Source organism: Hymenobacter lapidiphilus, assembly GCF_003417065.2.
In the GTDB taxonomy this organism is placed as follows: Bacteria; Bacteroidota; Bacteroidia; order Cytophagales; family Hymenobacteraceae; genus Hymenobacter.
Window position 1 is genome coordinate 42477 of record NZ_QVLT01000023.1, and the last position, 26691, is coordinate 69167.

Below are 26691 nucleotides of genomic sequence, written 5' to 3' on the forward strand. Positions count from 1 at the left end.
GTAAACTTCTGCGGGCCGGCCGGGGTTTTGGCTATTGGCGGCGGCCATGCGGCGGTAGTTGCGTAATTTTACGTCGCCGCCGGACAACGTGTCCGCCGAAGAAGTCCATTTCCAACGCCTAGCTTTCACCTATGGCCACCTACCCCGAATACATGGTTGCGCCCATCCGCCAGGACCTCACCGAGGCCGGCTTCGAGCAGCTCATGACCCCCGAAGAAGTTGATCAGGCCCTGTCGGCCGACAGCGGTACCGTACTGGTTGCCATAAACTCGGTATGCGGCTGCGCCGCTTCCAAAGCCCGTCCGGCCCTCAAAATGGCCGTTTCCAGCTCCGATAAGAAGCCCGCCAAGCTCGTTACCGTGTTTGCCGGCATGGAGTCGGAGGCCGTGGCCCAGGCCCGCCAGCACATGCTGCCCTACCCGCCCAGCAGCCCCTGCATCGCCCTGTTCAAAGATGGCGAGCTGGTGCACATGATTGAGCGTTACCACATCGAAGGCAACGACCTGATGCGCATCGTCAACAACCTGCAAGGCGCCTTCGAGGAGCACTGCTAAAGCTACTGGCACCGCTCAACGCTGTTTCGCGGTACAAGTAGTTTAACCTTTCCCAACAACAAAGCCCGTGGCTATCCGCTGCGGGCTTTGTTGCGCTTGCGGAAGTACGTGCCACACTCGGCCATTGGTCGGTAACTGCCAGTCGCTAACTTCGTCCTATGCTCGACTACTCGGTTGTTGTGCCCGTGTACCAGGGCCAGGATACGCTGGCGACCCTCACGGCGCAGCTCCACGCTTTTTTTGCCGGCACCCACCGCTCGTTCGAAATCATTTTCGTTTACGACTGCGGACCCGATGGCTCCTGGGCCGTTATCCGGGCGTTGCAGGCGCAGTACGGGCCGGAGTTGGTGCGGGCGGTACACCTGACGCGCAACTTCGGGCAGCACAACGCCCTGCTGTGCGGCTTCGGCGAAGCGCAGGGCCGCTTTATCATCACGCTTGATGAGGATTTGCAGCACCGGCCCGCCGATATCGAGCAGCTGATTACGCGGCAGCAGCAGGGCAATTTCGACGTGGTGTACGGCCAGCTGCAGGAGCTGCAACACTCGCCCTTTCGCAACGTTGCTTCGCGGGCCATGCGCCAGCTGCTGCGGGCCGGTATTCCCGATTTGCACCCGCACTTCTCAACCTTCCGCCTGCTGAAAGCCGACATTGCCCGCGCCTGCCTCGACATGCGCAACTCCCACACCTTCCTCGACGGCTACCTGACCTGGCTGACGACCCACGTGGCCAGCACCCCGGTAACGCACCAGCCCCGGGCGGCCGGGAGTAGCGGCTACACGCTGGGCAAGCTGCTGGCCTTCTCGCTCAATATTTTCGTCACCTTCTCTAACCTGCCCATCCGCCTGCTCACGGTGCTTTCGGTGCTCGTGTTCTTGCTTACCAGCGCCTATTCGGTCTATGTGCTGGTCCGCAAACTGCTCTACGATGATTATCTGCTCGGCTTCCCTTCTCTCATCATCTCCATCGGCTTCGGCGTGGGCCTCATTATGCTGGGCTTGGGCATTCTGGGCGAGTACATCTACCGCATCAACCTCAAAACCACTCGCCGCCCCAATTTCGTGAAGCGGACGATGGAGGATTAGGCTGTAATGCAGAACGGCTGTCTATACAAAGCAAAGGGCCTTACTCCACTGGAGTAAGGCCCTTTGCTTTCGCTTGATTGCGAGTGTCTAATCGTCAGGCTATCAGCTAAATACCATCAGCCGACAGACAGTATTAGTTCGCTACTTCGCTCAGAAACTTGATCCGCATCAGGCGCAGATCCTCTTCCGTGTAATCGTCGGTGCCGAGTTCCTTCAGGGCCACGGCGATGTTGTCGGTGCTGGCCGACATGAAGTAGTCGTAGATGTCCTCCTGACGGCTCTGGTCGAGCACGCCGTTGATGTAGTAGCCCAGGTTGAGCTTGGTGCCCGAATAGCAGATGTGCTCGATTTCCTCCATCAGCTCGCGCATATCGAGGCCCTTGGAAGACGCAATTTCCTCCAGGTCCATCTTCTTGTCGATTTGCTGGATGATGTAAATCTTGATTTTCGACTTGTTAACGGCCGATTTTACTACCACGTCGGCGGCCGTCGTGATGTCGTTGTCCTCCACGTACTGCTTGATCAGCGTTAGGAAGGGCTCCCCGAACTTCTGGGCCTTGCCCTGCCCCACGCCCGATACGTGGGCCAGCTCCTCCTGCTTCGTGGGGAAGGTAGTGGCCATTTCCTTCAGCGAAGGATCCTGGAACAGCACATAAGGCGGCAGGTTTTTCTGGTTAGCTACCTTCTTGCGCAACGATTTCAACATCTCGAACAGCGCCTCGTCGTGGCCGGCGGCCAGCTGCACGTCTTCCTGCTGCTGCTCTTCCTTTACTTCCTCGTCGTAGTTGTGGTCTTTGGTGAGTTTCATGGAGTGCGGCTTTTCGATGAAATCCAGACCCTTCTGGGTAATCCGAATTACGCCAAAATTTTCCACATCCTTGGCCAGCAGTCCACTAAGCATCGTCTGGCGCAGCAGCGAGTGCCAGAACTGGGCGTCGTGGGCCTTGCCCTGGCCATAAATCGGCAGCTGGTTATGGGCGTAGCTGATAACGTGCGGGTTCGACATGCCCATGAGCACCGTGCCGATGTGGTCGAGGCCGAACCGCTCGTCGGTCTGCACCACGGCCTTCAGGGCCAGCAGTACCTCGTCGCGGGCCTCAAACCGCTCGCGTGGGTGGCGGCAGTTGTCGCAGAAGCCGCAGTCCGTGGCGTACACTTCGCCGAAGTAGTGGAGCAGCTGCTTGCGCCGGCACACCGCCGAATCGGCGTAGTTGGCCATTTCCTGGAGCAACTGCTTGCCGTTGTCGCGCTCGGTTACGGGCTTGTCCTTATTGAACTTCTCCAGCTTCACGATGTCGTCGTAGCTGTAGAACATCAGGCAGTCGCCGTCCATGCCGTCGCGGCCGCCGCGGCCCGTCTCCTGGTAGTAGCCCTCGATGCTCTTGGGCGTGTCGTAATGAATCACGAAACGCACGTCGGGCTTGTCGATGCCCATGCCGAAGGCGATGGTAGCCACAATCACGTCGCACTCCTCGTGCAGAAACGCGTCCTGGTTTTGCATGCGCACCTGCGGGTCGAGGCCGGCGTGGTAGGGCCGGGCCCGCACATCGTTCACGCGCAGCAGCTCGGCTATTTCCTCCACCTTCTTGCGGCTCAGGCAGTACACGATGCCCGCCTGGTCCTTGTGCTGCTTCACGTACTGAATGAGCTGCTTTTTGGTGTTGTGCTTGGGCCGCACCTCATAATACAGGTTGGTGCGGTTGAAGCTCGTCTTGAACACCGAGGCATCATCCATCTGCAGGTTCTTCTGGATGTCCTGCTGCACCTTGGGCGTGGCCGTGGCCGTGAGGGCAATAATGGGCACGTTGGCCCCGAGGTTGTCGATGATGCCGCGGATTTTGCGGTACTCGGGCCGGAAATCGTGGCCCCACTCCGAAATGCAGTGGGCCTCGTCAATGGCCACGAAGCTGATGGTAGCCTTGTTGAGAAACTCAATGGTTTCATCCTTGGTCAGGCTCTCGGGGGCCACGTACAGCAGCCGTACCTCGCCGCTAATCACGTCGCGCTTCACCCGGTTCATCTCCGACTTGCTCAGCGTGGAGTTCAGGAACTGGGCATTCACGCCGAAGGCGTTAAGCTGGTCGACCTGATTTTTCATCAGGGCGATGAGCGGCGATATGACGATGGCCGTGCCCGGCAGCACCAGCGCCGGTAGCTGGTAGCAAAGGCTTTTGCCCGCCCCGGTGGGCATAATTACGAATGTGTTGTGGCCGGCAATAACATTCTGAATGATATCCTCCTGCACGCCGCGGAACTGCCCGTAGCCAAAAACTTCCTTTAACTTGCCCTTCAAATCAGCTGGCTGCTGGATTTCGGGGGTTATCACTGACATCGACATCCGCACTTACACTAATTAGTTGATAGACTTTAGGCAACGGCTACTTCGGGCCGCTTCCTCAATCTAAGGATTTTACCGGGATTAGAGGCCGGGCAGGCGAAACGGCGGGGCCGGCCGCGGCCAATTCTTCCCCTCATTCCGGCCCCGATTTCGAACCGCACTATCAAATTTAGATTGAAACTGCCAACCGAACTCCATAGCATCGCAAAAAAAGTGCTTCTGCTCGAAGCGGAAGCCATCCAGGGCGTCGTCGCGGCCCTCGATGAACGCCCCGATTTTGCACAATGCGTAGAAGCAATTCTTGCCCGCCGCGGCCGCGTAGTGGTCACGGGCATTGGCAAGAGCGCCCACATTGCGGGCAAAATGGTGGCCACCTTCAACTCCACCGGCACGCCCGCCCTGTTCATGCACGCCGCCGATGCCATCCACGGCGACCTGGGCATGATTCAGGCCGATGATTTCGTCATTGCCATCAGCAAGTCGGGCGACACGCCCGAGATAAAGGTGCTTGTGCCGCTGCTCAAGCGCAAAGGCGTGCCGCTGGCCGCGCTGGTCAGCAACGCCGACTCGTACCTGGCCCAGCAGGCCGACTATATTCTGCATGCGCCGGTAACCCGCGAGGCCTGCCCCCACAACCTGGCGCCCACCACCAGCACCACCGCCGCGCTGGCTCTGGGCGACGCGCTGGCCGTGTGCCTGCTCGAAAGCCGCGACTTTTCGCGCCACGATTTTGCCAACCTGCACCCCGGTGGCACGCTGGGCAAGCAGCTCTACTTAAAAGTAGGCGACATGAGCCGCCAGAACCAGCAGCCCCAGGTGACCGAATCGGCCCCGCTGCGCGACATCATCCTCGAAATTTCGGGCAAGCGCCTCGGCGCCACCGCCGTGTTGTCCGACGACGGCGCGTTGGTGGGCATCATCACCGACGGCGACCTGCGCCGTATGCTAACGGCCCACGCCGGCCGCCTCGATACCGTAACGGCCCGCGACATCCTCACCCCCAATCCCGTGACGGTTGAAGTGGACGATTTCGCCGTGGAGGCCTTGGCGCGCATGCAGGCCCGCAACATCACCCAGCTACTGGTAACTGAGCAGGGCCGCTTCAGTGGCTTCATCCACCTGCACGATTTGCTGCGCGAAGGGCTGGTGTAGAGGTTGTAGAACGTCATTCCGACTGCGCTCTGCTTCACTCAGAATAGCGTTCTTTTCCCTAGCCCTAACTTACCGGAAAACAAGCTCGACGACATGGACCAACATACTTACTTAGTGGTGATGGCCGGCGGCATTGGCAGCCGCTTCTGGCCCTTCAGCCGCACCTACCACCCCAAGCAGTTCCATGACGTGCTGGGCCTGGGCCGCTCCATGCTCCAGCTCACCGTGGACCGCTTTGCGGGCATCTGCCCGCCCGAAAACGTGTTTGTGGTCACCAACCGTGACTATATCGAGCTGGTACAGCAGCACCTGCCCGAGTTGGCTTTTCACCAAATTCTGGGCGAGCCCATCGGCCGCAATACCGCCCCCTGTATCGCCTACGCCAGCTACCGCATCGCCCGCCTCGACCCCGAGGCGGTGATTGTGGTAACGCCCGCCGACCACGCCGTGATGCACGAGGAGAACTTCCGCGCAGCCATTCGCGCCGCTCTCGACGGGGCTCGCACCCACAACGTGCTCATCACGCTCGGCATCCAGCCCTCGCGCCCCGATACCGGCTACGGCTACATTCAGTTTATTGATGACGCGGTGCGGCCCCAGGATGTGCGCCTGATGCCGGGCCACGCCGCCGGCTCTTTCCCAAAGCAGCTACGCAAGGTGAAAACCTTCACCGAGAAGCCCAATGCCGAGCTGGCCCAGATGTTTGTGAGCAGTGGCGAATTCCTCTGGAACTCGGGCCTGTTCGTGTGGCGGGCCGATGCCATTGTGCAGGCTTTCCACCAGTACCTGAGCGACATTGCCGAGGTGTTCGATGAAGGTGCCCAGCAGCTCGGCACGCCGGCCGAAGAGGAGTTCATCACCCGTGCCTACAGCCTCTGCCGCAACATCAGCATTGATTACGGCGTGATGGAAAAGGCCGACAACGTGTACGTGCTGCCGGCCGATTTCGGCTGGAGCGACCTGGGTACCTGGGACTCGCTGCACCGCATGGGCCAGCACGACGCCGACGAGAACGTGGTTGATGGCAACGCCCTGCTCTACGACACCCGCGAGTGCGTTATCAAAACCCCGCCCGAACGCCTTGTAGTAGTTCAGGGCCTCGAAGGCTACATCGTAGCCGAGTACGACAACGTGCTGCTCATCTGCAAGCGTACCGAGGAGCAGCGCGTCAAGGAGTTTGTGGCCGACGTGAAATCGAAGAAGGGCAACGGGTATAATTGATTTTAGCGCTTAGTTATTAGCGCATAGAAAAGCCTGTTATCCGTTATTGGGTAACAGCTTTTCTATGCGCTAATAACTAAGCGCTACTTGGCCAGTTTGGCCTTCAGGTTCTCGTCCAGCGCGGCCAGGAATTCCTCGGTGTAGAGGTAGTCGCGGCCGTGCTCTACTTTGTTGCCGTGGATGCAGACGGCCAGATCCTTGGTCATTTTGCCGCTTTCCACGGTTTCGATGCACACGGCTTCCAGCGCGTGGCAGAAGTCGATCAGCTCCTGGTTGTTGTCGAGCTTGCCGCGGAACTCCAGACCCCGCGTCCAGGCGAAGATGCTGGCGATAGGGTTGGTGCTCGTGGGCTTGCCTTTCTGATGGTCGCGGTAATGGCGCGTTACGGTGCCGTGGGCGGCTTCCGCTTCCATCGTATCCCCGTCGGGCGTTACCAGCACCGACGTCATTAGGCCCAGCGAGCCGAAGCCCTGCGCTACGGTGTCGCTCTGCACGTCGCCGTCGTAGTTTTTGCAGGCCCACACGAAGTTGCCGTGCCATTTCAGCGCCGAGGCCACCATGTCGTCAATCAGCCGGTGCTCGTAGGTGATGCCGGCTTCCTGGAACTTGGCGGTGTAATCCTGCTCATAAATCTCCTGGAAGATGTCCTTGAAGCGGCCATCGTACTTCTTCAAAATGGTGTTCTTGGTGCTCAGGTACAGCGGCCAGCCTTTGCTCAGGGCCTGGTTGAAGCAGGCGTGCGCGAAGCCGCGGATGCTTTCGTCGGTGTTGTACATGGCCAGCGCCACGCCGTCGCCCTTGAAGTTGTAGACTTCAAACGACTGCTCCTCGCCGCCGTCTTCGGGCGTGAAGGTGACGGTGAGCTTGCCCTTGCCCTTCGTTACGAAATCGGTGGCCTTGTACTGGTCGCCGAACGCGTGGCGGCCGATGCAGATGGGGGCCGTCCAGTTGGGCACGAGGCGGGGCACGTTGCTCATCACAATCGGCTCGCGGAAAACGGTTCCGTCCAGAATGTTGCGAATGGTGCCGTTCGGCGACTTCCACATCTGCTTCAGGCCGAATTCCTGCACGCGCTCCTCATCAGGCGTGATGGTGGCGCACTTGATGCCCACGCCGTACTGCTTAATAGCGTTGGCGGCATCAATGGTTATCTGGTCGTTGGTTTCGTCGCGATACTCAATGCCCAGATCGTAATATTTAATATCGAGGTCGAGGTACGGCGTGATGAGCTTGTCCTTGATGAATTTCCAGATGATGCGCGTCATCTCGTCACCGTCCAGTTCAACTACCGGATTGGCTACCTTGATTTTAGTCATGGGGTGGGGGGTAAGGAAGAATGAAAAACGGGCCCGACCGACCAGACCAGCCGGGCTTTGCGGCCATAAGATAGGCACGGGCCGTTAAGCGCCATACGCAAGGGCCGGCCCAATGACCCATCCAAAGCCCGCTTTTCGCTTATTTTCGCCCCCGCTTCTTTCCCGCGCCCCGCCACTGACATGCCCGACTCTGCCCCGCTGCGTAAGCGCGACCATCTGGCCGATGCCGCCCTGGCCGGCACCAATCGTTTGCGTCCGTTGCTGGAGCTGGCCGAGCGCATCCGCCCGCACATCGGTCACGACTCCGTGTTCAGCTCGCGCCGCGAGAAAATCCGCGAGCAGCTGGTCCTGGTACAGGCGCAGTTGCGGGCCGAGCAACCCCGGCATCAGGCGTTGCGGGAGGCGTTCCGGCAGCTGAGCGAGTTCGTGGGCGAAGAAGTGCGGGACGTAAGCCGCGACGAGGTAAAGGAGTCGGGCAAGCGCTTCGTAGCCGCCACGCTCAAAAACGCGCCCCAGCTACTGGCTGCCGCCAAGCAGGCGGGATTGTTGAGTTGATTCCAATTGAAAGTGGGCCATTCTACTCCTCCTAAAGAGGTAGCAGAACGGCCCACTTTCTACTTATCGGCGTTTGATCTTTACTCCTTACCTGCCCCTAGCCGCTGCCGGAGCACTTCATACAGCATAATTCCACTGGCAACCGACACGTTGAGGGAGCTGATTTGGCCCGCCATCGGGATGCGGAGCTTGTGGTCGGCGAGGCGCAGGTATTCGGGGCTGATGCCGTCTTCCTCCGAGCCCATCAGAATGGCTAACGGGCCGGTCAGGTCAACCGTTTCGGCTTCCAGGCTGGCATCCGACTTTTCGGTACAGGCAACTATCTGCACGCCCGATTCGCGGAGGAACGTGAGGGTTTGCTTGAGGTTGTGCTCGCGGCAGACCGGAATGATATTGAGCGCGCCGGCCGATGTTTTGAGCGCGTCGCCGTTGATCTGGGCCGCGCCGTGGCTGGGCACCACAATGGCGTGCACGCCCAGGCACTCGGCGTTACGGGCAATGGAACCGAAGTTGCGCACGTCGGTAATCCGGTCGAGCACCAGCAACAGCGGCGTTTTGCCTTCCTCGTACAGCCCGGCCAGAATGTTGTCCAGCGGCATGTAGTCGATGGGCGACACGAAGGCCACCGCGCCCTGGTGGTTTTTGCGGGTGATGTTGTCGAGCTTCTCTATCGGCACCATCGACACGGGCACGCTGGCCTCGCGGGCCAGGGCGTTAATGTCCTGGGTCATGGAATTTTTGGTGGCGCGCAGCAGGAATATCTTGTCCAGCGTGCGGCCCGCACTCAGCGCCTCCAGAATCGGGCGCAGCCCGAAAATCATGTCGATGCTGCGGTCCTGAGCCGGGCGATGGGGGTAGCGCGGTTTGTCGGAGGAGGAGGAAGACGGACGGCGGCTCTCTTCGCGGTTGCCACCTTCATCCCGACGGTCTTCATCCCGACGACCCTCGTCGCGGCGGCCTTCGGGGCGCTCCTCATCGCGGCGGCGGGGCTCACCGAACTGCTCGTCGTTTCGGCCTTCATCGGCGCGGCTGCGCTCGAAGCGCGGGGCCTCGTCGCGCCCTTGGTCCTCGCGCGGGTTGCGGCGGTTGGGCACGGGGCGGTTCTGCGAGTCGAAATATTGGCGGCGTTCGGTTACCGGCTGGGCCGGGCGATTAGTCCTTTTCTCCATAGCTCCACGGCGGCATACCAGAGATATTCATGCTCGGGACGGCGCACCAGTTCATAGTTGTCGGGCGCAAAGATACTGGGTTTGGCGCGGAAGACGAACGTGCTGTTCTGCGACTGGTATCCGCGGTATATCCACCGTTCCTCGTTGCCGTTGCGGTATACCGTTTCGGGCGCGCCCATCACCTGGAAAAGCATGCCGCGGTCGGTGAGCCAGCCGGCTTTGTGGGCCGAAAAAACAGTGTTGGCCGCTACCACCCGTCCATAAAACTGGCGAATCAGATGGCGGGCCAGGTCCTGGCTGTCCATGGCTATGCCGAGCCAGAACTGGTCGACGGCTTTCTTGGGTTCGGGCGCGTCAAACAATTTCTGCCGCTCCTCCGAGGTCGAAACGTAAATAAGCGGTGCAATCAGCTCGTCGGCCGAGGTAAGCTGCGGGAAGCGGTTTTCCTCTACCAGTAAGCCCTGGCTTGGCCCCCGGTTGCCCAGGCGCAGCAGGTACAGTCCGGCGGGCAGCCGCAATAGTTGGTCGGCGTTGAAGCGGGCCGAATCCTGGAGGCCCAGCGTGCGTGGCTGCTGGCCCAGGGTGCTGCTGGTGGCCATGGGCGGGGCGGCGGCCAGCGAACTGAGCGGGTAGCGGTAGGCATTCAGAGCCTGGCCGGGGGCGTAGGCATTCACTCCGAATACCTCGCGGGCCCGCACGTGGCGGCGCATCAGCGGCTGGCTCAGCGAGTCAATCAGCACAAAGCTGCGGTTAAGGTTATCCGGTGTCAGGCGCAGCCAGGCCGCCTCACCGCTCATGGCATCCTCGGCCGGCCCGATAGCCATACTCAACACCTGCCCTGCCACCAGGCGGCTCAACGGCAGCGCGAAGTTCAGAAGGGCCGCGTCGCCGGCGGGCAGTTGCTGGCGAACTGTCCGCCGCACCGTGTCCTGCCAGATCGGTTTACGGGAGTTATAATCAGCCCAGCCCATTACGTGCAGCGGAAAACCACGCCGCAATGCGCTCCGGTTCGGAAACCGCAGGTACACCCGCAGGCTGTCGCCCTCGCGGCGGGTGTCCACCTCAATAGTACGCCCCGGCCGGTACTGGTTGGCAAAGTCGCGGCGTGGGGCGGCCTGCAGCGACCCCGCCATAAGTAACGTTAGCAATAGCAGCAGTAGCGAGGCCAGGTTTCTCATACTATAAATGGAAGGGAGTGAATAGATAAGCTGCGTAAAGCTCAGGCGTAGGCACGTCACTTTACGCGAAAAAGCCGGCCCCGTTCCCGGAGCCGGCTTTGGCGTTCAAAAACCGTGCGCTATTGGCGCGGATTGTAATACTGCTGCAACAGCCGGATGGCCCGCTCGGCCCGCTTCTGGTCGCCTATTTCCTCGGCGGCGCGGCCAATGCTGTTAAGCGTCATCAAATAGGTCTGAAATTCCTGGTCGAACAGCGCCTGGTTGTGGGTGCTGTAGTAGGCCAGGCCCCGCTCGGCGCGGTTGGTCATGGTGTCCATGATTTCGTTGGCCCGCTGGGTTTCGCCCACCACGATAAGTGCCGGGATGAACTGGGGCACATAGTAGTCGTAGGGAATAGCCTTGTCGGGCATCACCTCGAACGCCTTGTTGAGCACCTGCTTGGCCCGCACCTTGTCTCCCTGTATCAGCAGCGCATCGGCCAGGCGCGAGAACTTGTCGCGGTAGTTAGCCGGGAAGCGCAGGTTGTTTTCGTCGTAGAAAATACCATCGTTGTCGAGGCCGCGGTAGGCGAAGGTTTTCATCAGCTTTTCGTACATCAGGTCCGTTTGCACGTAGCCTTCGTCAGCGGCGCCGGTTTTGGCGTCGTAGTCGGGGTTGCGGGCGGGCAGAATGCGGTAGGCCATGCCTTCGAGCTGGAAGTAGGGCTGCAGACCCATGAAGTCGCGCGAGTCGACGGTGCTCGAGAAGTACACCGGCCGTTCCCAGTTGTTGGTGGCCAGAATATCGAGGATGAACAGGCTCTTCTTTTCGATGGCGCTTTTGCCCACGGTCCAGTCCATTTGCGGCACCAGCTGCTTGCGCCGCCCGGCCGGAATAATGCCCGATTTGGCCACTGCAGCCGTATCGATGGGCAGGTAGAAGTTGCGCGAGGGGAAGGACAGCAGGTTTTTGCCGTCGCCGTAGCTTACCTGCAGCAGGGGGCTGTTGGCCTTCACCAGCTGCATAAACTGGCGCACATCCACGGCTGGTACGGCCGGGTTTTCGGCGTAGGGCAGGTAGTCGTTGGTGCCCTGCTTGTAGTCTTTGTTGTCCATCGAAACCGGCAGCGGGGCCGACTTGTAGGAGCGGCGCTTCATCTGGTCGATGTACCAGTCGGTGTTCAGGTAGCTGAGCACGGCCACGCGCACATCGGTGCGTACGCCTTCCACTTCCTGGGCGTACCAGAGCGGGAAGGTGTCGTTGTCGCCGTTGGTGAACAGAATGGCGTTGGGGGCGCAGGAGTTCAGCAGGTTCTTGGCCGAATCAACCGATAGGTAGCGGTCCGAACGGTCGTGGTCGTCCCAGCCCTGCGTTACCATAAGCCCAGGAATCACGAGGCCCGCTAGGGTCACTACGCCGGCGCGGGTGGCATCGGCTTTGATAACGGATTGCAGCAGCTCGGCCAGCGCCAGCACGCCCAATCCAATCCAGATGGCGAAGGCAAACGTGGCGCCCGCAAACGTGTAGTCCCGCTCGCGGGGCTCGATGGGCGGCTGGTTGAGGTAGAATACAATGGCCAGGCCCGTGAACAGGAACAGCAGGCCCACAACAAAAGCGTTGCGGCCGTCGCGCCGGATGTGGAAGAACAGGCCCAGCAAACCCAGCATCAGCGGCAGGGCGAAGAAGGCGTTGCGGGCCGGGCTGTCGGCCATGCGCTCCGGCAGGCCGTTGCCATCGGCGCTGCCCCACAGGATGCCCGACTGCTGCAGGTCGCCTTCGCGGCCTACGTAGTTCCACATAAAGTAGCGCCAGAACATGTGGCCCATCTGGTACTTGAACAGGAAGGACAGGTTCTGGCCCATGGTGGGCTTCACGTCCTTCTGCACGTTCACCCACTTCTGGTAGTTGTACACGTGCAGCGGATCGGGGCTGTAGATGCGCGGAATCAGCATCTTGTCCTCGGAGCGGTACTCCAGCACCGGGCGGTACTCGGCCACCACGTACTTGTCGCCCTGGCGCACGTAGCGCGGCGCACCTTCCGTTTGGGCAATGGGCTGGGCGTTTAGCTGGGGGCCGTAGAGCAGGGGCCGGTCGCCGTACTGCTCGCGCTTGAGGTAGCTCACGAACGAGAGCACGTCCTCGGGGTTGTTTTCGTTGATGGTGGGGTGGTAGGAGCTACGGATGGGAACAATCAGGTAGCTCGAATAGCCAATCAGGATGAACATGAAGCTCAGCATCACCGTGTTCAGCAGCCGGCTGCGCCGCTGAAACGACTGCCGGAATCCGAACCAGATAAGGCCGACAAAAATCAGCAGGAAGATGATGATGCCCCAGTTGAAGGGCAGGCCTACGGTATTCACGAAGAACACCTCGAAGGCGCCCGCCAGCGTGGGCAGGCCCGGAATGATGCCGGCCAGAATCAGGCCCACAATTACGCTGCTGATGGCCAGCGTAGCCACTCCGCCCCACAGGGTGGGGTTCTGGGTGCGGCGGTAGTAGTAAATGAAGCCCAGGGCCGGAATAGCCAGCAGGTTGAGCAGGTGAACTCCAATGCTCAGGCCGATAACGTAGGCAATGAGCACCAGCCAACGGTCCGAATCGGACTCGTCGGCGCGGTTTTCCCACTTCAGCATCAGCCACACTACGGCGGCGGTGCAGAGCGACGACATGGCATATACCTCGGCTTCCTCGGCATTGAACCAGAACGAATCGGAGAAAGCATAAGCCAAGGCACCCACTGCGCCCGCGCCCATAATCAGCAGCGTCTGCCCGAAGCTGGGCTCCAGCTGCCGGTCGTCGTGCATGCCGGGGCGGTGCAGCACGAGCTTCTTGGCCATCATCGTGATAATCCAGAACAGGAACAGCACCGTGAACGAGGAGCTGAGCGCCGACAGCGCATTCACTAGCACCGATACCTTGGTTACGTCGCCGAAGCTGAGCATGGAAAACAACCGGCCCAGCAGCAGGAACGTAGGCGCGCCGGGCGGGTGCGGAACCAGCAGCTTGTACGAGCAGGCAATGAACTCGCCGCAGTCCCAGAACGAAGCCGTGGGCTCCAGGGTAATCAGGAAAACGACGGTGGCCAGGGCAAATACCAGCCAGCCCACGAGGTTATTCAGGCTTTTGTAACTCCGCATATAGGTAGTGAGAGAGGGCCGCCGCTTGCAAAAGGGCGGGGAAATCGGGAAAGCAGTCAGCGAAAGTTCAAAAGTAGCCAATAAGTACCGAGCTACACCCCCAAATCAACCAACGCCCACCCCAGCTTCAACCAACTCCCAGATTGACCCTTTCGCAACTGGCAAACCGAACCAGCCCAAAACACAAAACCCCCGCCGGTACGGGCGAGGGTCTGGTAGTTCGTTGCAGATGGGGCGACCTAGAAAATTAGTTCTGCAGTACCAGTCGCTTGGTCGAAACCACCTTGTCGTTTTGCAGCAGGCTATAGAAGTACATGCCGGAGGGCAGGTCAGCCAGGTTCAGGGCCATGCCGCGGTCGGCAGCTTCGGGGCGCAGGGCCACGGTACGCACCTCACGGCCTATAATGTTGCTCAGGCGCAGCCGGTACTCGGTGCCCACGGCAAACTGGCTCATCGAAAGCGTGACCAAGCCGTGGGCCGGATTAGGGGCCAGCGAAAAAGTAGGCGTCAGCATGCGGGCGGCCAGCGTGGGCACCCCGGCGGCCGGGGCCTGTTTTGCGCCGGCTGTGCGCGGTGCGTAGCTGGCAGCGGCCAGCAGCGGCAACTGCCACAGCAGCAAAAATAAGAAGGTGAAAAAGCGAGGCGTAAATTTCATGACATTCAGTGAAGCGTAGGGAGGAGACGGCCGGCCGAAATCGGGCAAAAAGATGTTTCGGGCAGCCAGAGCGGTGATTTGCAACTACCGTGCCCACCCTGAGGGAGTTTGGCAACCAACAGCGAGATACGTCTTGGAGGATGTAGGTTGCCTGCGGTTTAACGCTTTGGGATTCAAGGTACGTAAATAGTTGGTTTATAGTCGTATGGAGGCATGAAAATAGTGGGTCGCACTACGTGCCGGGTGGTAGCGGGCCAATGTGCTACCGAACTGGCTACATGTAGCGAATCTGCTTCAGGTCAAAATGGCGTACCTGCCCGCCGGTTTCCACTGCCAGCCGCCCAGCCTCATCCAAGCCCACAATGCGGCCGTGCAGGCGCTGGCCGCCAGCTTCGTAGTCATGCATTTCTCCGAAGCGATAGAGCACGGCCAGGTACTCCGCGCGCAATTCGCGCACCCGACCGGCACGCAGTTGCAGGTAGCGGCGCTCCAGACATTCGAGCAGGCGCTCGGCCAGCGGGGCCAGCTGGTAAACACGGCCCGTCAGGCAGCCGAGTGAGGTGGCGGTAGGCACCCCAAACTGCTGCTGATTGATGTTGAGGCCAATACCGACAACACTGTGCTGAATTTTTGAGCCGCTGAGCGTGTTTTCGATGAGAATGCCGCCCAGCTTCTGCGAGCCGTAGTACAGGTCGTTGGGCCACTTCACCCGGAGTGCGGGCGTGGGTCCGAGCAGCGTGCCAAGCCAGTCGTGCAGGGCCAGGGCCACGGTCTGGCTTAGCAGAAACTGGTCGGCGGCGGGCAGAAAAACCGGCTTCCAGATCACCGACAGCGTCAGGTTTTCGCCGGGCGCGGCTTCCCATTGGTTGCCCCGCTGGCCCCGGCCGGCGGTCTGTTTGTCGGTTAGCACGCAGCAGCCATCCGTGGCCCGGTTTTCGCCTATCAGCGTCTGTGCTTCCGAGTTTGTGGAGCCGCATTCGGGCAGCCAGACAAGCTGTTGGCCCGTGAAGAGCGTTTGGGGGGAAAGTGCCGCCATCTGTTTTTCGTACTTTGTGCTAGTCAAACCTACCAAGACCTTATGAAAAGTACCTCAGTTCGACAGGATTCGGACAAGTTGGCAGAAATTGTCGTGAGCGGCATGCAGGAGAAGAAAGCGTCCGATATCGTGGTGCTTAACCTTAAAGAGCTTAAGAATGCCGTAGCCGATTATTTTATTATTTGTTCGGCTTCTTCCGACACGCAGATTGAGGCAATTGCCCGCTCGGTGGAAGAAGAAGTAGAAAAGCTCACTGGCCAGAACCCCTGGCAGACGGAGGGTCGCACTAACCGGGAGTGGGTATTGCTCGACTACGTTGATGTAGTGGTGCACATATTTCTGCGCGACCGGCGCCAGTTCTACGCGCTCGAAGAGCTGTGGGGCGACGCCGACATCACCTACGTGGAGGAAGAAGCCTCGGCCACGGCAAACTAAAAGGTGGGTTGCAGTGTCATTAGATTGGTAGTGAGTAGTTGGTGTGAAGTAGGGAGATGATGTTCGGTAGCATTCGCGCCAAAGGCACGTCATCTCACTGCTCAATACCAACTACTTACTGCTAAATCCCAAATACTTACTTAGCAATTCATGTCTGATACGACGCCCAAAAAGAAAAAATCTCCCCTGCCTAATCCGGCTCCCAAGCCCGGTATGCAGTTGTGGGTCCTCTCCGGGTTGGTGTTGCTCATCCTCGGGATGGTTTATTTCTCCGGCGGCAGTCGGCTGGTAGAAATCAAGCAGCGCGATTTTGAGCAGATGCTTACGGCCGGCGATGTAGCCGATGTAGCGCTCGTTAACGATCGGGAGGTACAGGTTACGCTGAAAAAGGAGGCCCTGCAGAAACCCGAGTACAAGAGCCGCCTCACCACCCAACGCAGCCCGCTGGCCTTGCCCGGGGCCGGCGTATCGACTACCGGGCCTCAGTTTGCGTTCCGCGTAGTCGAAGGCAAAGTATTCAAAGAAGACCTCGACAAGCTGCAGGCCACGCTGCCCACCGACCGCCAGGTTGGCCTGAAGGTATCGGAGGAGCGTGGCTTCGGCGACTTCCTCGGTACGTGGGGCTTCATGATTCTGCTCTTCGTGGGCTTCTGGTTCCTGATGCGCCGCATGAGTGGCGCGGGCGGACCCGGTGGCCAGATTTTCAATATTGGCAAGAGCCGCGCTGCCCTCTTTGAGGGAGGCGACAAGGTGAAAATCACCTTCAAGGATGTGGCTGGCCTCGAAGAAGCCAAGGAGGAAGTGGAAGAAATCGTGGAGTTCCTCAAGAACCCTTCGAAGTTCACCGTGCTCGGCGGTAAAATCCCGAAAGGGGCTTTGCTGGTAGGCCCTCCCGGCACCGGCAAAACTCTACTGGCCAAAGCTGTAGCCGGCGAGGCCGACGTCCCGTTCTTCTCGCTGTCGGGCTCCGACTTCGTGGAAATGTTCGTGGGCGTAGGCGCCGCCCGGGTGCGTGACTTGTTCAAGCAGGCCAAGCTCAAGGCGCCGTGTATCATCTTTATTGATGAGATTGACGCTATTGGTCGTAGCCGCAGCCGCGGCAACACGCCCGGCGGCAACGATGAGCGTGAAAACACGCTTAACTCGCTGCTGGTAGAGATGGACGGCTTCGGTACCGACTCCGGCGTTATCATTCTGGCCGCTACCAACCGTCCTGATACGCTCGACTCGGCCCTGCTCCGTCCCGGCCGCTTCGACCGCCAGATCAGCATCGACAAGCCCGACATTAACGGCCGCACCCAGATTTTCAGCGTCCACCTCAAGCCCCTCACGCTGGGCCCCGATGTGGAGACCGTAAGCTGGCGGCCATGACGCCCGGTTTTGCCGGTGCCGAAATTGCCAACGTCTGCAACGAAGCCGCCCTGATTGCCGCCCGCCGCGACAAGAAGATGGTGACCATGCAGGACTTTACCGACGCCGTTGACCGCGTAATTGGTGGTCTGGAGAAGAAAAATAAAATTATCAGCCCCGGCGAAAAGCGCATTGTGGCTTACCACGAGGCGGGCCACGCCGTAGCTGGCTGGTTCCTCGAGCACGCCGATCCGTTGGTGAAAGTGAGCATAGTTCCCCGCGGCGTGGCCGCACTGGGCTACGCGCAGTACCTGCCCCGCGAGCAGTTCCTCTACAACACCGAGCAGCTCATGGACGAAATGTGCATGACGCTAGGCGGCCGCGCTGCCGAGGAGTTGGTGTTCGGTAAGATTTCGACCGGCGCGCTGAGCGACCTGGAGCGTATTACGAAGACGGCCTACAGCATAGTGACGATGTACGGCATGAACGAGAAGCTCGGCAACGTATCGTTCTACGACTCGAAGGGCCAGAGTGAGTACGGCTTCAGCAAGCCTTATTCGGAGGCTACTTCGCAGATGATTGACGAGGAAGTGCGCACTATTATCGCCCAAGCTTACGTCCGGACCAAGGAGTTGCTGACTGAGCGCCGCCACGAGCTGGAGGTAATTGCCAAGGAGCTGCTGGAGAAGGAAGTGCTGTTGCAGGACGACTTGCAGCGTTTGGTGGGCCCGCGTCCTTACGATACCCAAACGAGTTACCAGGCCCACATGGCCGGCACCGACCGCTCGGAAACCCTGAGTGAGCGGAAGCAGGAACATCCCGTAGCTTTAGACAACGACCTGCCCGAGCTGAACCTGCCCGGTTTGGATCAAAATGGGGACGTAGCCGGTGGTTCTCCTGCCGGGCCTGCTGGCTCGACTGTAACTCCAATGTAACCTACAGCAGAAGTACACAAAAAAGCCCGCTGCCAATATTTGGCAGCGGGCTTTTTTGTGTACTGGCACCGCATGTTCACCAGATAATATTGATACTGATGGTGCGGGGTGAGTTTGATAGTTATTCGGCCCGCTCCCGCAGAAACTGCTGAAACGCGCTCAATCTACGGGTTTTTTCGAATCCCTGACGGGCCAGCGCCGCCCGCACTCCGGGCAGCAGGTCCTGGAGCCAGTCCTGAAAATCGGCTTCGGTGGCCGGGAGATACTGGGTGGCCAGCGCGGTCGGGGGGAGGTAGCTGACGGCGGGCACGTTATGCATGGTAGAGCTAGAGGGTAGGTTCTGTGGCGGAAATACCAAAAAGGTGCCACTCTCCAATTAGCCTCGCTACTGTTCAGCTAGTTAAAACGCCCCCGTCAGCCCTTATGGGCTCTGCTGTTGTTGCAGGCCGCAAGTAAGCAGTTGGCATACGCCCGAATTTTATAAGTTGCTACCTGCCCCAACCAGCGGAAGCTGCTCCAATTCCCGTAGTGGGGCAGTGGGCGGCCCCGATTCCCGCGGCGGTGAAAGACCGTATTTTCATCCGGCCGAAACCCGCGTACCTTTGCTGCATGGCCGAAAGCTCCCGTGACCTTGTTCTACGCCGCATCCGCGAGGCCCTGCGGATGCCCGGCCCTGCACCTGCGCCCCGGCCCGATTTTGCGGCTCCGCTACACCCGCACCCCCCCGCTTCTGATGATTTGGCCGTGGCCTTTGCGCAGAGTTTTGTGCGGGTAGGAGGGGTGTTTTACTACTGCGAATCGGAGGAGCACTTCTACGACCAGCTCTTCTTATATAAGAAGGAGCAGCAACTGGAAAACCTGTACGTGTGGGAGCCTGAGCTAAAGAAATTGCTGCACGCCGGCGACCTGGTATTTCAGGGGGATGAGGAGGGTTTCCGGGAGCATGCCGATGCGGGCCTGACGAGCTGCGAGGCCCTGGTGGCGCGTACCGGCAGCATTCTGGTATCGGGCGCCACATCCAGCGGGCGGCGGCTCAGTATCTACCCCGATCAGCACCTGGTGCTGGCCCGCACCTCGCAGGTAGTGGCCGATATCGGCGACGCGCTGCAGCTGATGCAGACCAAATACGGCCCCGGGAAGCTACCGTCGATGGTTTCCCTGACCTCGGGGCCCAGCCGCACAGCCGATATCGAAAAAACGCTGGTACTCGGCGCCCACGGCCCGCGCCGCTTAGCACTATTTCTACTGGATGACGCGCCCGCTCCAACTGCCTGATCTGGCCCTGCCGCCCGGCCGCCGGGTGTACTTCGCTTCCGACTTCCACCTTGGCGCCCCCGACGCAGCCCGCTCGCGCGAGCGGGAAAAGCGCATCGTGCGCTGGCTCGATGAGGTGGCCCGCGACGCGGCGGCCATCTATCTGCTGGGCGACATCTTCGACTTCTGGTTTGAATACCGCCACGCCATTCCGCGGGGCTTTACGCGCTTGCAGGGCAAGCTGGCCGAGCTAACCGATGCCGGACTGCCGGTTACCTTCTTCACCGGCAACCACGATATGTGGATGTTCGACTATTTCACCCAGGAGCTCAATATCCCCATTCTGCGCCACCCGGTTAGCCAGCGCATCGGTGGCCACCAGTTCCATATCGGCCACGGTGATGGGCTGGGGCCCGGCGACCACACCTATAAAGTGCTGAAGAAAGTGTTTGCCTCGCCGGTGGCCCAGTGGCTGTTTGCGCGGCTGCACCCCAACTTTGGTATCGGGCTGGCCAACCGCTGGAGCCGCCACAGCCGCCTGCAGAACGGCCCCTCCGACGACCACTTCCTAGGCGACGACGAGTGGCTGCTGGCCTACTGCCGCGAGATGCAGCAACAGTTCCCGCACGAGTACTACGTGTTCGGCCACCGCCACCTGCCTCTCGACGTAGAAGTAGCCCCCGGCAGCCGCTACATGAACCTCGGCGAATGGGTCAATTATTGCACCTACGGCGTATATGATGGCGCGCAACTGGCATTACGGGAATATGAGTTTCAGAAGTGAAAAGTTAGAGGTGAGAAGTGAGACAATAGTGGCAGAGGACGAAAGGTTCTCACCTCTCACCTCTCGCCTCTCACTGCTGAAAATCCTCGTCGTCTCGCTTCTTGTTTCTCCTATCTCGTTTCCCACGAATGCCCAAACTACCGCCCCAACGGCTGGCTCTGTAGCCCCGGCGGCCCAAGCCGCGCCCGTTGTGCACGTGCTGCCCGACACGGCCGGCGCAACCCGTGCCTGGCAGCTGGTACGTAGTGTGGCGTTGCCTCAGCCGGGTGCGGCCTCGCTCGACCGGCGCGGTAACTTCTACGTAACCGACCGCCAAAACAATCTGCGCCAGTTCGGGCCCGATGGGCAGGCGCTGAACGTATACGCCCCGCCGCTGCCCGGCCACGTAATGCAGGTAGAAGCCTGGAATACGGCCAAAGTGCTGGTTTTTTATGATGACCGCCAGCAGGTGCTGCTGCTCGACCGGTTTCTGTCACCCATCAGCGAGCTGCCATTGCCCCAGCTACTCGACGGGCAGGCGCGCGTTGTCACGCTGGCCCCCGACGACCGGTACTGGCTCTTCAACGAGTCGGACCTGACGCTGCGGCAGTTCGACGCCACCCAGAAGCGGTTTACCATTACCACGCCGCTTGATATTCTGATTGGCCGCTCGCGGCCCGACTTCCGGTTTCTGCGCGAGTACCAGAACAACCTGTACCTAGTGGATAGGATAGGGGGCGTATATGTGTTCGATAACCTGGGCAATTTCCGGAAAAAGCTGCCGCTGCCGGGCCTGAGCTACGTAGGCTTCCGCGCCGACGAGCTCTACTACCTGGGGTCAGCCGGCGAGCTACGCTTCTTCCACCTCTATAACCTGACCGAGCGGGCCCTGCCGCTGCCGGTAGCTGGCGTGCAGCAGGTACTCGTAAGCGACCAGTACGCCTACCTGCTGACGGCGGCAGGCGTGCAGGTGTACAAAATACCGGGCAAGTAAAGGCAGGGTGCCGATGCATATTAGGCAGCGTCGCTGTATCAGCTTGTCAGGCAATTGATTGCGGATTTTTGAAGGTACGGTCCTGCCCTGAGCGGACCGGTATTTGAGGGGCTACGGCCAACGGTATTTCTGGTTATATTTGGAAACTGCCCGCCTGCTCCGCTCCGTCACAACCACTTCGTCTGTATGCCCACTGCTCCGCGCCGCCGCGCCGCACGCTTTTTGCCGTTTGCGCTGCTTTTGTCGCTGCTGAGCGCGGCCCCTTCTTTTCAGGTTGAAGCCCAGAATCCGGCCCGGCCCGTGCCGCTGCCCGCCCGGGTGGCCCCCGAACTACAACGGGCGGGCGGCTCTGAGCTGCGTGCGCTACGGGTGAGCGTAACCAACGAAACAGCGTTCCGGCAGTGGTTAGGGGGCATCCGTCCTGGCGCAGTAGCCGAAGTAGAGCCGCGCCACCCCAAAATGCTGCGGGTGCGTGGTATTGGGGCGGCTGCCTTGGCCGAAAGTCCCTGGGTGCTTTTCGTGCAGGGCGCCGACCGTAAAGCGCGGCCCGAGCGCGAGTTAGGCGGCCTCGATCTGGGGGCAAATAAAGTAACGGCCGTACATGCGCGCTACCCTACGCTTACGGGGCAGGGGCTCACGGTTTCGGTGAAAGAAAGCCCCTTGGATGTAGCCGACCTCGACTTTCGGGGCCGGTTGCTGGAGGCCGATCCGCTGGCCCCGCTGCTCAACTCGCACTCCACTACCATGGCCACCATCATTGCTGGTGCCGGCAACTCCTCGCCCGACGGCCGTGGCGTGGCCTGGCGGGCGCGTATCGCGCAGTCGAGCTATGATAACCTGCTGCCCGACGATGGCGTGCAGCTCGCCGCTCGGGGTGTATCGGTGCAGAACCACTCCTACGGGGTGGAAGTGGAGAATTTTTATGGCCTTGAAGCCCGCGCCTACGACCAGCAGGCGCGGCAGTACCCCACGCTGCTCCATGTATTTTCGAGCGGCAACTCGGGCCAGCGGCCGGCCCCGGCCGGCCCCTACGCCGGCCTCGACAGTCTGGCTAACCTTACCGGAGAGTTCAAAAACGCCAAAAACACCCTTAGCGTGGGTGTTACCGATGCCTTGGGCTCGGTCAATCCGCTCAGCTCCCGTGGCCCGGCCGCCGATGGCCGGATAAAGCCCGAGCTGGTGGCATTTGGCGACGGTGGCAGTTCTGATGCGGCGGCGCTGGTTTCGGGCATTAGCCTGCTGGTGCAGCAGGCCCACCAGCAGCGGCGCGGCACCCTGCCCACTGCCGCGCTGGTACGGGCCGCGCTGCTCAACTCGGCCGACGATGTGGGCCGGCCCCAGGTTGATTTTGTAGCAGGCTACGGCCAGGCCGACGCGCTGGGCGCTGTGCAGACGATGCTTGACGGCCGATTTATGGAAGGCACGGCCACCACCGGCCAGGAGCGGGTGTTTTCGATTACCGTGCCTGCCGGTGTGCATCGGCTCAAAATAACATTGGCCTGGACCGACCCCGAGGCTGCCGCCGGTACTGCAACGGCCCTCATCAACGACCTCGACCTGACCCTGCGACGAACTGCTACCAGCCAGCAGTGGCTGCCCTGGACGTTGAGCGCCTACCCGCACCGCGACTCGCTGGCCCGTCCCGCCCGCCGCCGCCCCAACCACCGCGACAACGCCGAGCAAATCACCCTCGATGCACCTGTGGCCGGCACTTACGAGCTGCGGGTGCGTGGTTTCGCCGTGCCCCAGGGCCCGCAGGCGTTCAGCGTGGTCTACGAGCTCGAATCGGGCCTGTACTGGGTGGCGCCCACCAAAGCCCGGGGCCTGGAAGCCGCCGGAGCCGGCCAGCTGCTGCGCTGGCAGTGGGCTGGCCCAGCTACTACGGCCCGCCTCGAGTATAAGCCTGCGGGCCAAGCCGCCTGGATGGTGCTGAGCGCCAACGTAAATCTGGCCGATAAGCTGTACCGCTGGACGGCCCCCAATGCCACCCAGTCCGGGCAACTGCGACTGGTAGCCGCAGCCACCACCGCCCTGTCCGATACGTTTTTCGTGGCCCGTCCGCTGGCGCTTGCCGTGGCGTACAGCTGCCCCCAGGAGGCATTGCTAACGTGGCGGCGGGTGCCCGGCGCCACGCAGTATCAGGTGTACGCCCTCGGGGCCACCCACCTAGAGCCCCTGCGCCGCCTCACCGACACCACACTGCTGCTGACCACGGCCGAAATAACTGCCCGCTACTTCGCCGTAGCCCCGGTGCTAAGCGGCCGGGTGGGGCCGCGCGGGGCTTCCGAAGATATACTGCAGGAAAACCACGGCTGCTATGTGCGTTCTTTCACCCCACGCCTGCTGGTCACCGATTCGGTCCGCTTCGATTTGACGCTGGGCTCGGTGTACCGGCTGCAGGCCGTGGCGCTGGAGCGGCGGCAGCCCGACGGCAGTTTCCTCGAAATACTAAGCCTGAACCCCGTGCCCGGTTTGGCGCTGGAACTGGCCGACCCGGCCGCTCCGGCGGGCTACTCGCAGTACCGCGCCCGGCTCACGCTCAGCAGCGGCGCAGTCGTGTATAGCCAGCCCGAGCGGGTTTTTCGCGTCAGCGAGGCTCCGGAGGTACTGGTGTACCCGGTGCCGCTGGTGGCCGGCGAGCCGCTGCGGATTGTGCTGCCCCCCAACGAAACCGCCGATGTCCGCCTGTTTGACCTGACGGGGCGGCTGCTACTCGCCGAAGCGACCAAAGTCGGCGTTATCAAGCGCATTGCCACCGGTGCGTTGCGGCCCGGCACTTATCTGTTGCGCATCCGCCTGCACTCAGGCCCCGAAATTACCCGCCGCTTTACGGTGTTATGAGGGCAGTAGCTGTTAGAGCGTATGAACGCTTAACAGAAAAGGGCGGTCATACTTCGACAAGCGAAAGTAAGATGAAACATGACTGTTTTTATGGCTTCAATGGCCCTTTTAATAGGTGTCCATGCTCTAGCGTATAGCCATCAGTTGATAACCTTAAACCGAGCAAATGGCAGCCAACCGGGCAAGAGTGGTTTTTTAGCTGGCTGCCGTAAGATTATCCCAAACAGAAACTGCCCCGGCACAAACGAGCCGGGGCAGTTTCAAGTAATCAGCTAACAGCTTAGTACACGTAGTTGAGAGCTATCCGGTCGTTGGCATTGAAGGGGCGGTCATCCGTAGAGCTGATGCAGGCCAGCATCCACGAGTTTGGATCGGCACCCGACGGCGTACCGGGGATGTATATAGCCCCAACGCCGCTGGCGCCTTCATTGGAGGCCGCGCCGCCGCAGCTATAGGCGCGGTTGAAGTAATCGGTGTGGCGGAAACCGAGGCAATGGCCCATCTCGTGAGCCATGATGGTGGCCACGTTGTTGATAGAGCGTGCCCCGATTACGCTCGGAGCCAACTGGAAGCCAGGGGCGGGGTTGCCGTTGGAAGGGAAACCACCCGAGCGGCCGAGTACGCCGGGACCCAGGTCGGCCGAATACGTGATGGGCAGATCAGCCGTGCCCGAGGTGATGCGGCGCATCGTGATGCGCAGGCCCTGGGCGTTGTAGCGGCGGATAGCCTCGTCGGCAGCCTGCACGTAGCCGCTCGGGAACTGGCTCGAAACGCTCACCGTGAGTACCCGGGGCAGGCGGCTTACCAGGTTGGTGGTGCGGTACTGCTCATCTTGGCCTACGCGCAGCAGGCTCTGCTCAGGCTGGCTGGCCAGCATCTCGTTAGTCAGCAAAATGTCGCCTTCCACTACTACACCCCCGGCTACCTTCTGGGCTCCGGTAGCTGTGAAGCCAAGCGCTTTCACTTGGTTGATGGTCGCTTCCGACACCTCATTCTTAACGGTAACATTGTCTTTTTCCTGGCACGAGGAGAGGCCGAGCCCGGTAGCGGCCAACAAAGTCAGCGAGGCGAGTAGCGTGTTTTTCTTCATGGTGTTTGGTTGTGGGAGGTAGGATGGTAAGGCAATGATGTAAAACTAGCATTTTGCTGAGGATATTTCAAAATAAAAGGGAGTTGATTGACAAAATCATATACATTGTATTATCTTAATGAAGATTGCATAAATGGCGTAAATAGCCCGGATAATAGAATTAAAGCGGTTTCTTTGGATTGCACAAGGAGAAAAATGTTTTCGCGTTCTGCCTCCCCAACCCGCGTGGTATTGCTGGTTCAACTCCTGCGGCGGCCAAAGCGGGCTCTAATGGCCGGGCTTAGCTGCCCCGGCTATTTGGCTATCTTTGTCGATAACCCATTTCGTGCCGTCGGCTTATTGGTCGCGGACTTACCTATATAGATTCTCCGAGCTGTGGCTTGTTCCTCCTGTTCTTCCGGCGGCGGCGGTTGCTCTACCAATGCTACTACTTCGGGCTGCGGCTCGAAGGGTAGCTGTAGCAGCGGCTGTACCCGCCTCAATGTATTCGACTGGCTCCAGGATCTGGATATGCCCAGCGACTTTAAAGAGTTCGACCTTGTGGAAGTCCGCTTCAAAGGCGGCCGCAAAGACTTTTTCCGCAACCAGAGCCGCCTGCCGCTCATCACCGGCGACGCCGTAGTAGTAGAGGCGGCCGGCAGCGGCTGGCATCTGGGCCACGTTTCGCTGAAGGGCGAACTGGTGCGCCTGCAGATGAAAAAGAAAAAGGTGCCCCTCGACTCGAAGGATATCCGCCCCATTCTGCGGGTGGCCACCGACGATGATGCCGAACGCTGGCAGGCCGTGCGCGACCTCGAAACGGGCACTATGTTCCGGGCCCGCGCTGTGGTCGAGGAGCTGCGCCTGCGCATGAAGCTCTCCGATGTAGAGTACCAGGCCGATCGTACCCGCGCCACGTTCTTCTACTCGGCCGATGATCGGGTGGACTTCCGCGACCTGATCCGGCGGCTGGCCGATGAGTTCCGGGTGCGGGTGGAAATGCGCCAGATTTCGCTGCGCCACGAGGCCGGCCGCCTCGGCGGTATCGGCAGTTGCGGGCGCGAGCTGTGCTGCTCCACCTGGCTCTCCGACTTTAAGAGCGTGAGTACCACCGCCGCCCGCTACCAGAACCTGAGCCTGAACCCGGCCAAGCTCTCGGGCCAGTGCGGCCGCCTCAAGTGCTGCCTCAACTACGAGCTCGATACCTACCTCGACGCCCTCAAGGACATCCCGCAGGTGCAACGGCCCCTGCTGACTGAAAAGGGCGAGTACACACTGCAGAAAACTGACATCTTCCGCCGCAAAATGTGGTTTGCCGTGCGCGGCGACAACAACTGGGTGGTGCTGCCGGTGGAGCGCGTGCGTGAAGTACTGGAAATGAACAAGCGCGGCGAAAAGCCCGATACGCTACTTGTGCCCGTGCGGGAAGAGGAGCGGGCCCCTGAAGTAACAGCCATTGTGGAAGGCTCGCTCGAACGCCTGGACGATAAAATAACCTCCGCAGCTTATAAGCGGCCCAAACGCGGCAAAAAGAAACCTGCCGACGAGGCCCCGGCCACCGCGCGTACGCCGCGTTCTGGCCGGCCCGAACGCCCGGCCCAGGCTACAGCGCCCGATGCCGATGATGCCCCAGCCCCCATCAGGGCGGCCGGCCCGGCCGAAGGAGCCGAAGCCG

Annotated in this window: 20 protein-coding genes and 1 pseudogene; 12 read left to right on the forward strand and 9 right to left on the reverse strand. The window is 60.6% G+C overall.

Features of this window, described 5'->3' with window-relative positions; genetic code table 11:
- The first annotated feature begins 131 nt into the window (after positions 1 to 131).
- Positions 132 to 554, forward strand: a complete 423-nt coding sequence (locus D0N36_RS13425; RefSeq protein ID WP_116942307.1) for a BrxA/BrxB family bacilliredoxin — start codon at positions 132 to 134, stop codon at positions 552 to 554.
- Between the two features lie 158 nt (positions 555 to 712).
- Complete coding sequence (locus tag D0N36_RS13430) at positions 713 to 1639, forward strand: glycosyltransferase family 2 protein (RefSeq protein WP_116942308.1); 927 nt, start codon at positions 713 to 715, stop codon at positions 1637 to 1639.
- Positions 1640 to 1772: 133 nt separating this feature from the next.
- Here the strand turns inward: D0N36_RS13430 and recQ are convergent, their stop codons facing one another.
- Positions 1773 to 3971: a DNA helicase RecQ gene (recQ, locus tag D0N36_RS13435; RefSeq protein ID WP_116942309.1), complete on the reverse strand. Its 2199-nt coding sequence runs from the start codon at positions 3969 to 3971 to the stop codon at positions 1773 to 1775.
- 180 nt (positions 3972 to 4151) lie between these two features.
- On the opposite strand from recQ, the gene D0N36_RS13440 reads away from it, so the two are divergent.
- Complete coding sequence (locus D0N36_RS13440; protein WP_116942310.1) at positions 4152 to 5129, forward strand: KpsF/GutQ family sugar-phosphate isomerase; 978 nt, start codon at positions 4152 to 4154, stop codon at positions 5127 to 5129.
- A 93-nt stretch (positions 5130 to 5222) separates the two neighbouring features.
- Positions 5223 to 6350, forward strand: coding sequence for a mannose-1-phosphate guanylyltransferase (locus tag D0N36_RS13445; protein ID WP_116942311.1), 1128 nt, complete (start codon positions 5223 to 5225; stop codon positions 6348 to 6350).
- A gap of 83 nt (positions 6351 to 6433) precedes the next feature.
- On the opposite strand, the gene D0N36_RS13450 is transcribed toward D0N36_RS13445, so the two are convergent.
- Positions 6434 to 7666, reverse strand: coding sequence for an isocitrate dehydrogenase (NADP(+)) (locus tag D0N36_RS13450; protein WP_116942312.1), 1233 nt, complete (start codon positions 7664 to 7666; stop codon positions 6434 to 6436).
- Positions 7667 to 7846: 180 nt separating this feature from the next.
- On the opposite strand from D0N36_RS13450, the gene D0N36_RS13455 reads away from it, so the two are divergent.
- Positions 7847 to 8221, forward strand: a complete 375-nt coding sequence (locus D0N36_RS13455) for a hypothetical protein (RefSeq protein ID WP_116942313.1) — start codon at positions 7847 to 7849, stop codon at positions 8219 to 8221.
- An 80-nt stretch (positions 8222 to 8301) separates the two neighbouring features.
- Here the strand turns inward: D0N36_RS13455 and rlmB are convergent, their stop codons facing one another.
- The 5 genes from rlmB to D0N36_RS13480 all read right to left on the reverse strand — a co-directional run bounded on the left by rlmB (position 8302) and on the right by D0N36_RS13480 (position 15375).
- The gene (rlmB, locus tag D0N36_RS13460) at positions 8302 to 9390 is read right to left on the reverse strand and encodes a 23S rRNA (guanosine(2251)-2'-O)-methyltransferase RlmB (protein WP_317191474.1); all 1089 of its coding nucleotides are present in this window, start codon (positions 9388 to 9390) and stop codon (positions 8302 to 8304) included.
- The gene (locus D0N36_RS13465; RefSeq protein WP_207190727.1) at positions 9354 to 10523 is read right to left on the reverse strand and encodes a GWxTD domain-containing protein; all 1170 of its coding nucleotides are present in this window, start codon (positions 10521 to 10523) and stop codon (positions 9354 to 9356) included. The genes rlmB and D0N36_RS13465 overlap by 37 nt, the downstream gene beginning before the upstream one ends.
- Before the next feature lie 164 nt (positions 10524 to 10687).
- On the reverse strand, positions 10688 to 13684 hold the full coding sequence (locus D0N36_RS13470; protein WP_116942315.1) for a glycosyltransferase family 117 protein: 2997 nt from the start codon (positions 13682 to 13684) through the stop codon (positions 10688 to 10690).
- A gap of 247 nt (positions 13685 to 13931) precedes the next feature.
- Positions 13932 to 14339: a T9SS type A sorting domain-containing protein gene (locus D0N36_RS13475; protein WP_147320890.1), complete on the reverse strand. Its 408-nt coding sequence runs from the start codon at positions 14337 to 14339 to the stop codon at positions 13932 to 13934.
- A 274-nt stretch (positions 14340 to 14613) separates the two neighbouring features.
- Positions 14614 to 15375 (reverse strand): biotin--[acetyl-CoA-carboxylase] ligase, encoded by a 762-nt coding sequence (locus D0N36_RS13480; protein WP_190242672.1) that lies wholly within the window; start codon positions 15373 to 15375, stop codon positions 14614 to 14616.
- A 42-nt stretch (positions 15376 to 15417) separates the two neighbouring features.
- Here D0N36_RS13480 and rsfS point away from each other — a divergent pair, with 42 nt between their 5' ends.
- Both rsfS and ftsH read left to right on the forward strand, forming a co-directional pair.
- A complete protein-coding gene (gene rsfS / locus D0N36_RS13485; RefSeq protein ID WP_116942318.1) occupies positions 15418 to 15810 on the forward strand; it encodes a ribosome silencing factor in 393 nt (130 codons plus the stop codon).
- 150 nt (positions 15811 to 15960) lie between these two features.
- Positions 15961 to 18095: pseudogene (gene ftsH / locus D0N36_RS13490) on the forward strand (ATP-dependent zinc metalloprotease FtsH).
- A gap of 121 nt (positions 18096 to 18216) precedes the next feature.
- On the opposite strand, the gene D0N36_RS13495 reads toward ftsH, so the two are convergent.
- Entirely contained in the window at positions 18217 to 18414 is a 198-nt protein-coding gene (locus D0N36_RS13495) for a hypothetical protein (protein WP_116942319.1), read from the reverse strand.
- Between the two features lie 290 nt (positions 18415 to 18704).
- On the opposite strand from D0N36_RS13495, the gene D0N36_RS13500 reads away from it, so the two are divergent.
- The 4 genes from D0N36_RS13500 (at position 18705) to D0N36_RS13515 (ending at position 23947) form a co-directional block, all read left to right on the forward strand.
- On the forward strand, positions 18705 to 19370 hold the full coding sequence (locus tag D0N36_RS13500; protein ID WP_116942320.1) for a LutC/YkgG family protein: 666 nt from the start codon (positions 18705 to 18707) through the stop codon (positions 19368 to 19370).
- A complete protein-coding gene (locus tag D0N36_RS13505; RefSeq protein ID WP_116942321.1) occupies positions 19345 to 20133 on the forward strand; it encodes a UDP-2,3-diacylglucosamine diphosphatase in 789 nt (262 codons plus the stop codon). The genes D0N36_RS13500 and D0N36_RS13505 overlap by 26 nt, the downstream gene beginning before the upstream one ends.
- A 28-nt stretch (positions 20134 to 20161) precedes the next feature.
- Positions 20162 to 21106: a hypothetical protein gene (locus D0N36_RS13510; protein WP_147320891.1), complete on the forward strand. Its 945-nt coding sequence runs from the start codon at positions 20162 to 20164 to the stop codon at positions 21104 to 21106.
- 186 nt (positions 21107 to 21292) lie between these two features.
- Positions 21293 to 23947, forward strand: a complete 2655-nt coding sequence (locus tag D0N36_RS13515) for a S8 family serine peptidase (RefSeq protein ID WP_116942323.1) — start codon at positions 21293 to 21295, stop codon at positions 23945 to 23947.
- Positions 23948 to 24227: 280 nt separating this feature from the next.
- On the opposite strand, the gene D0N36_RS13520 is transcribed toward D0N36_RS13515, so the two are convergent.
- Positions 24228 to 25037 carry a M57 family metalloprotease gene (locus D0N36_RS13520; RefSeq protein WP_116942324.1) on the reverse strand — a complete coding sequence of 270 codons (810 nt, stop codon included), beginning with the start codon at positions 25035 to 25037 and terminating at the stop codon, positions 24228 to 24230.
- A gap of 375 nt (positions 25038 to 25412) precedes the next feature.
- On the opposite strand from D0N36_RS13520, the gene D0N36_RS13525 reads away from it, so the two are divergent.
- The coding region (locus tag D0N36_RS13525; RefSeq protein WP_317191475.1) for a PSP1 domain-containing protein at positions 25413 to 26691 on the forward strand (1279 nt) is incomplete at its 3' end.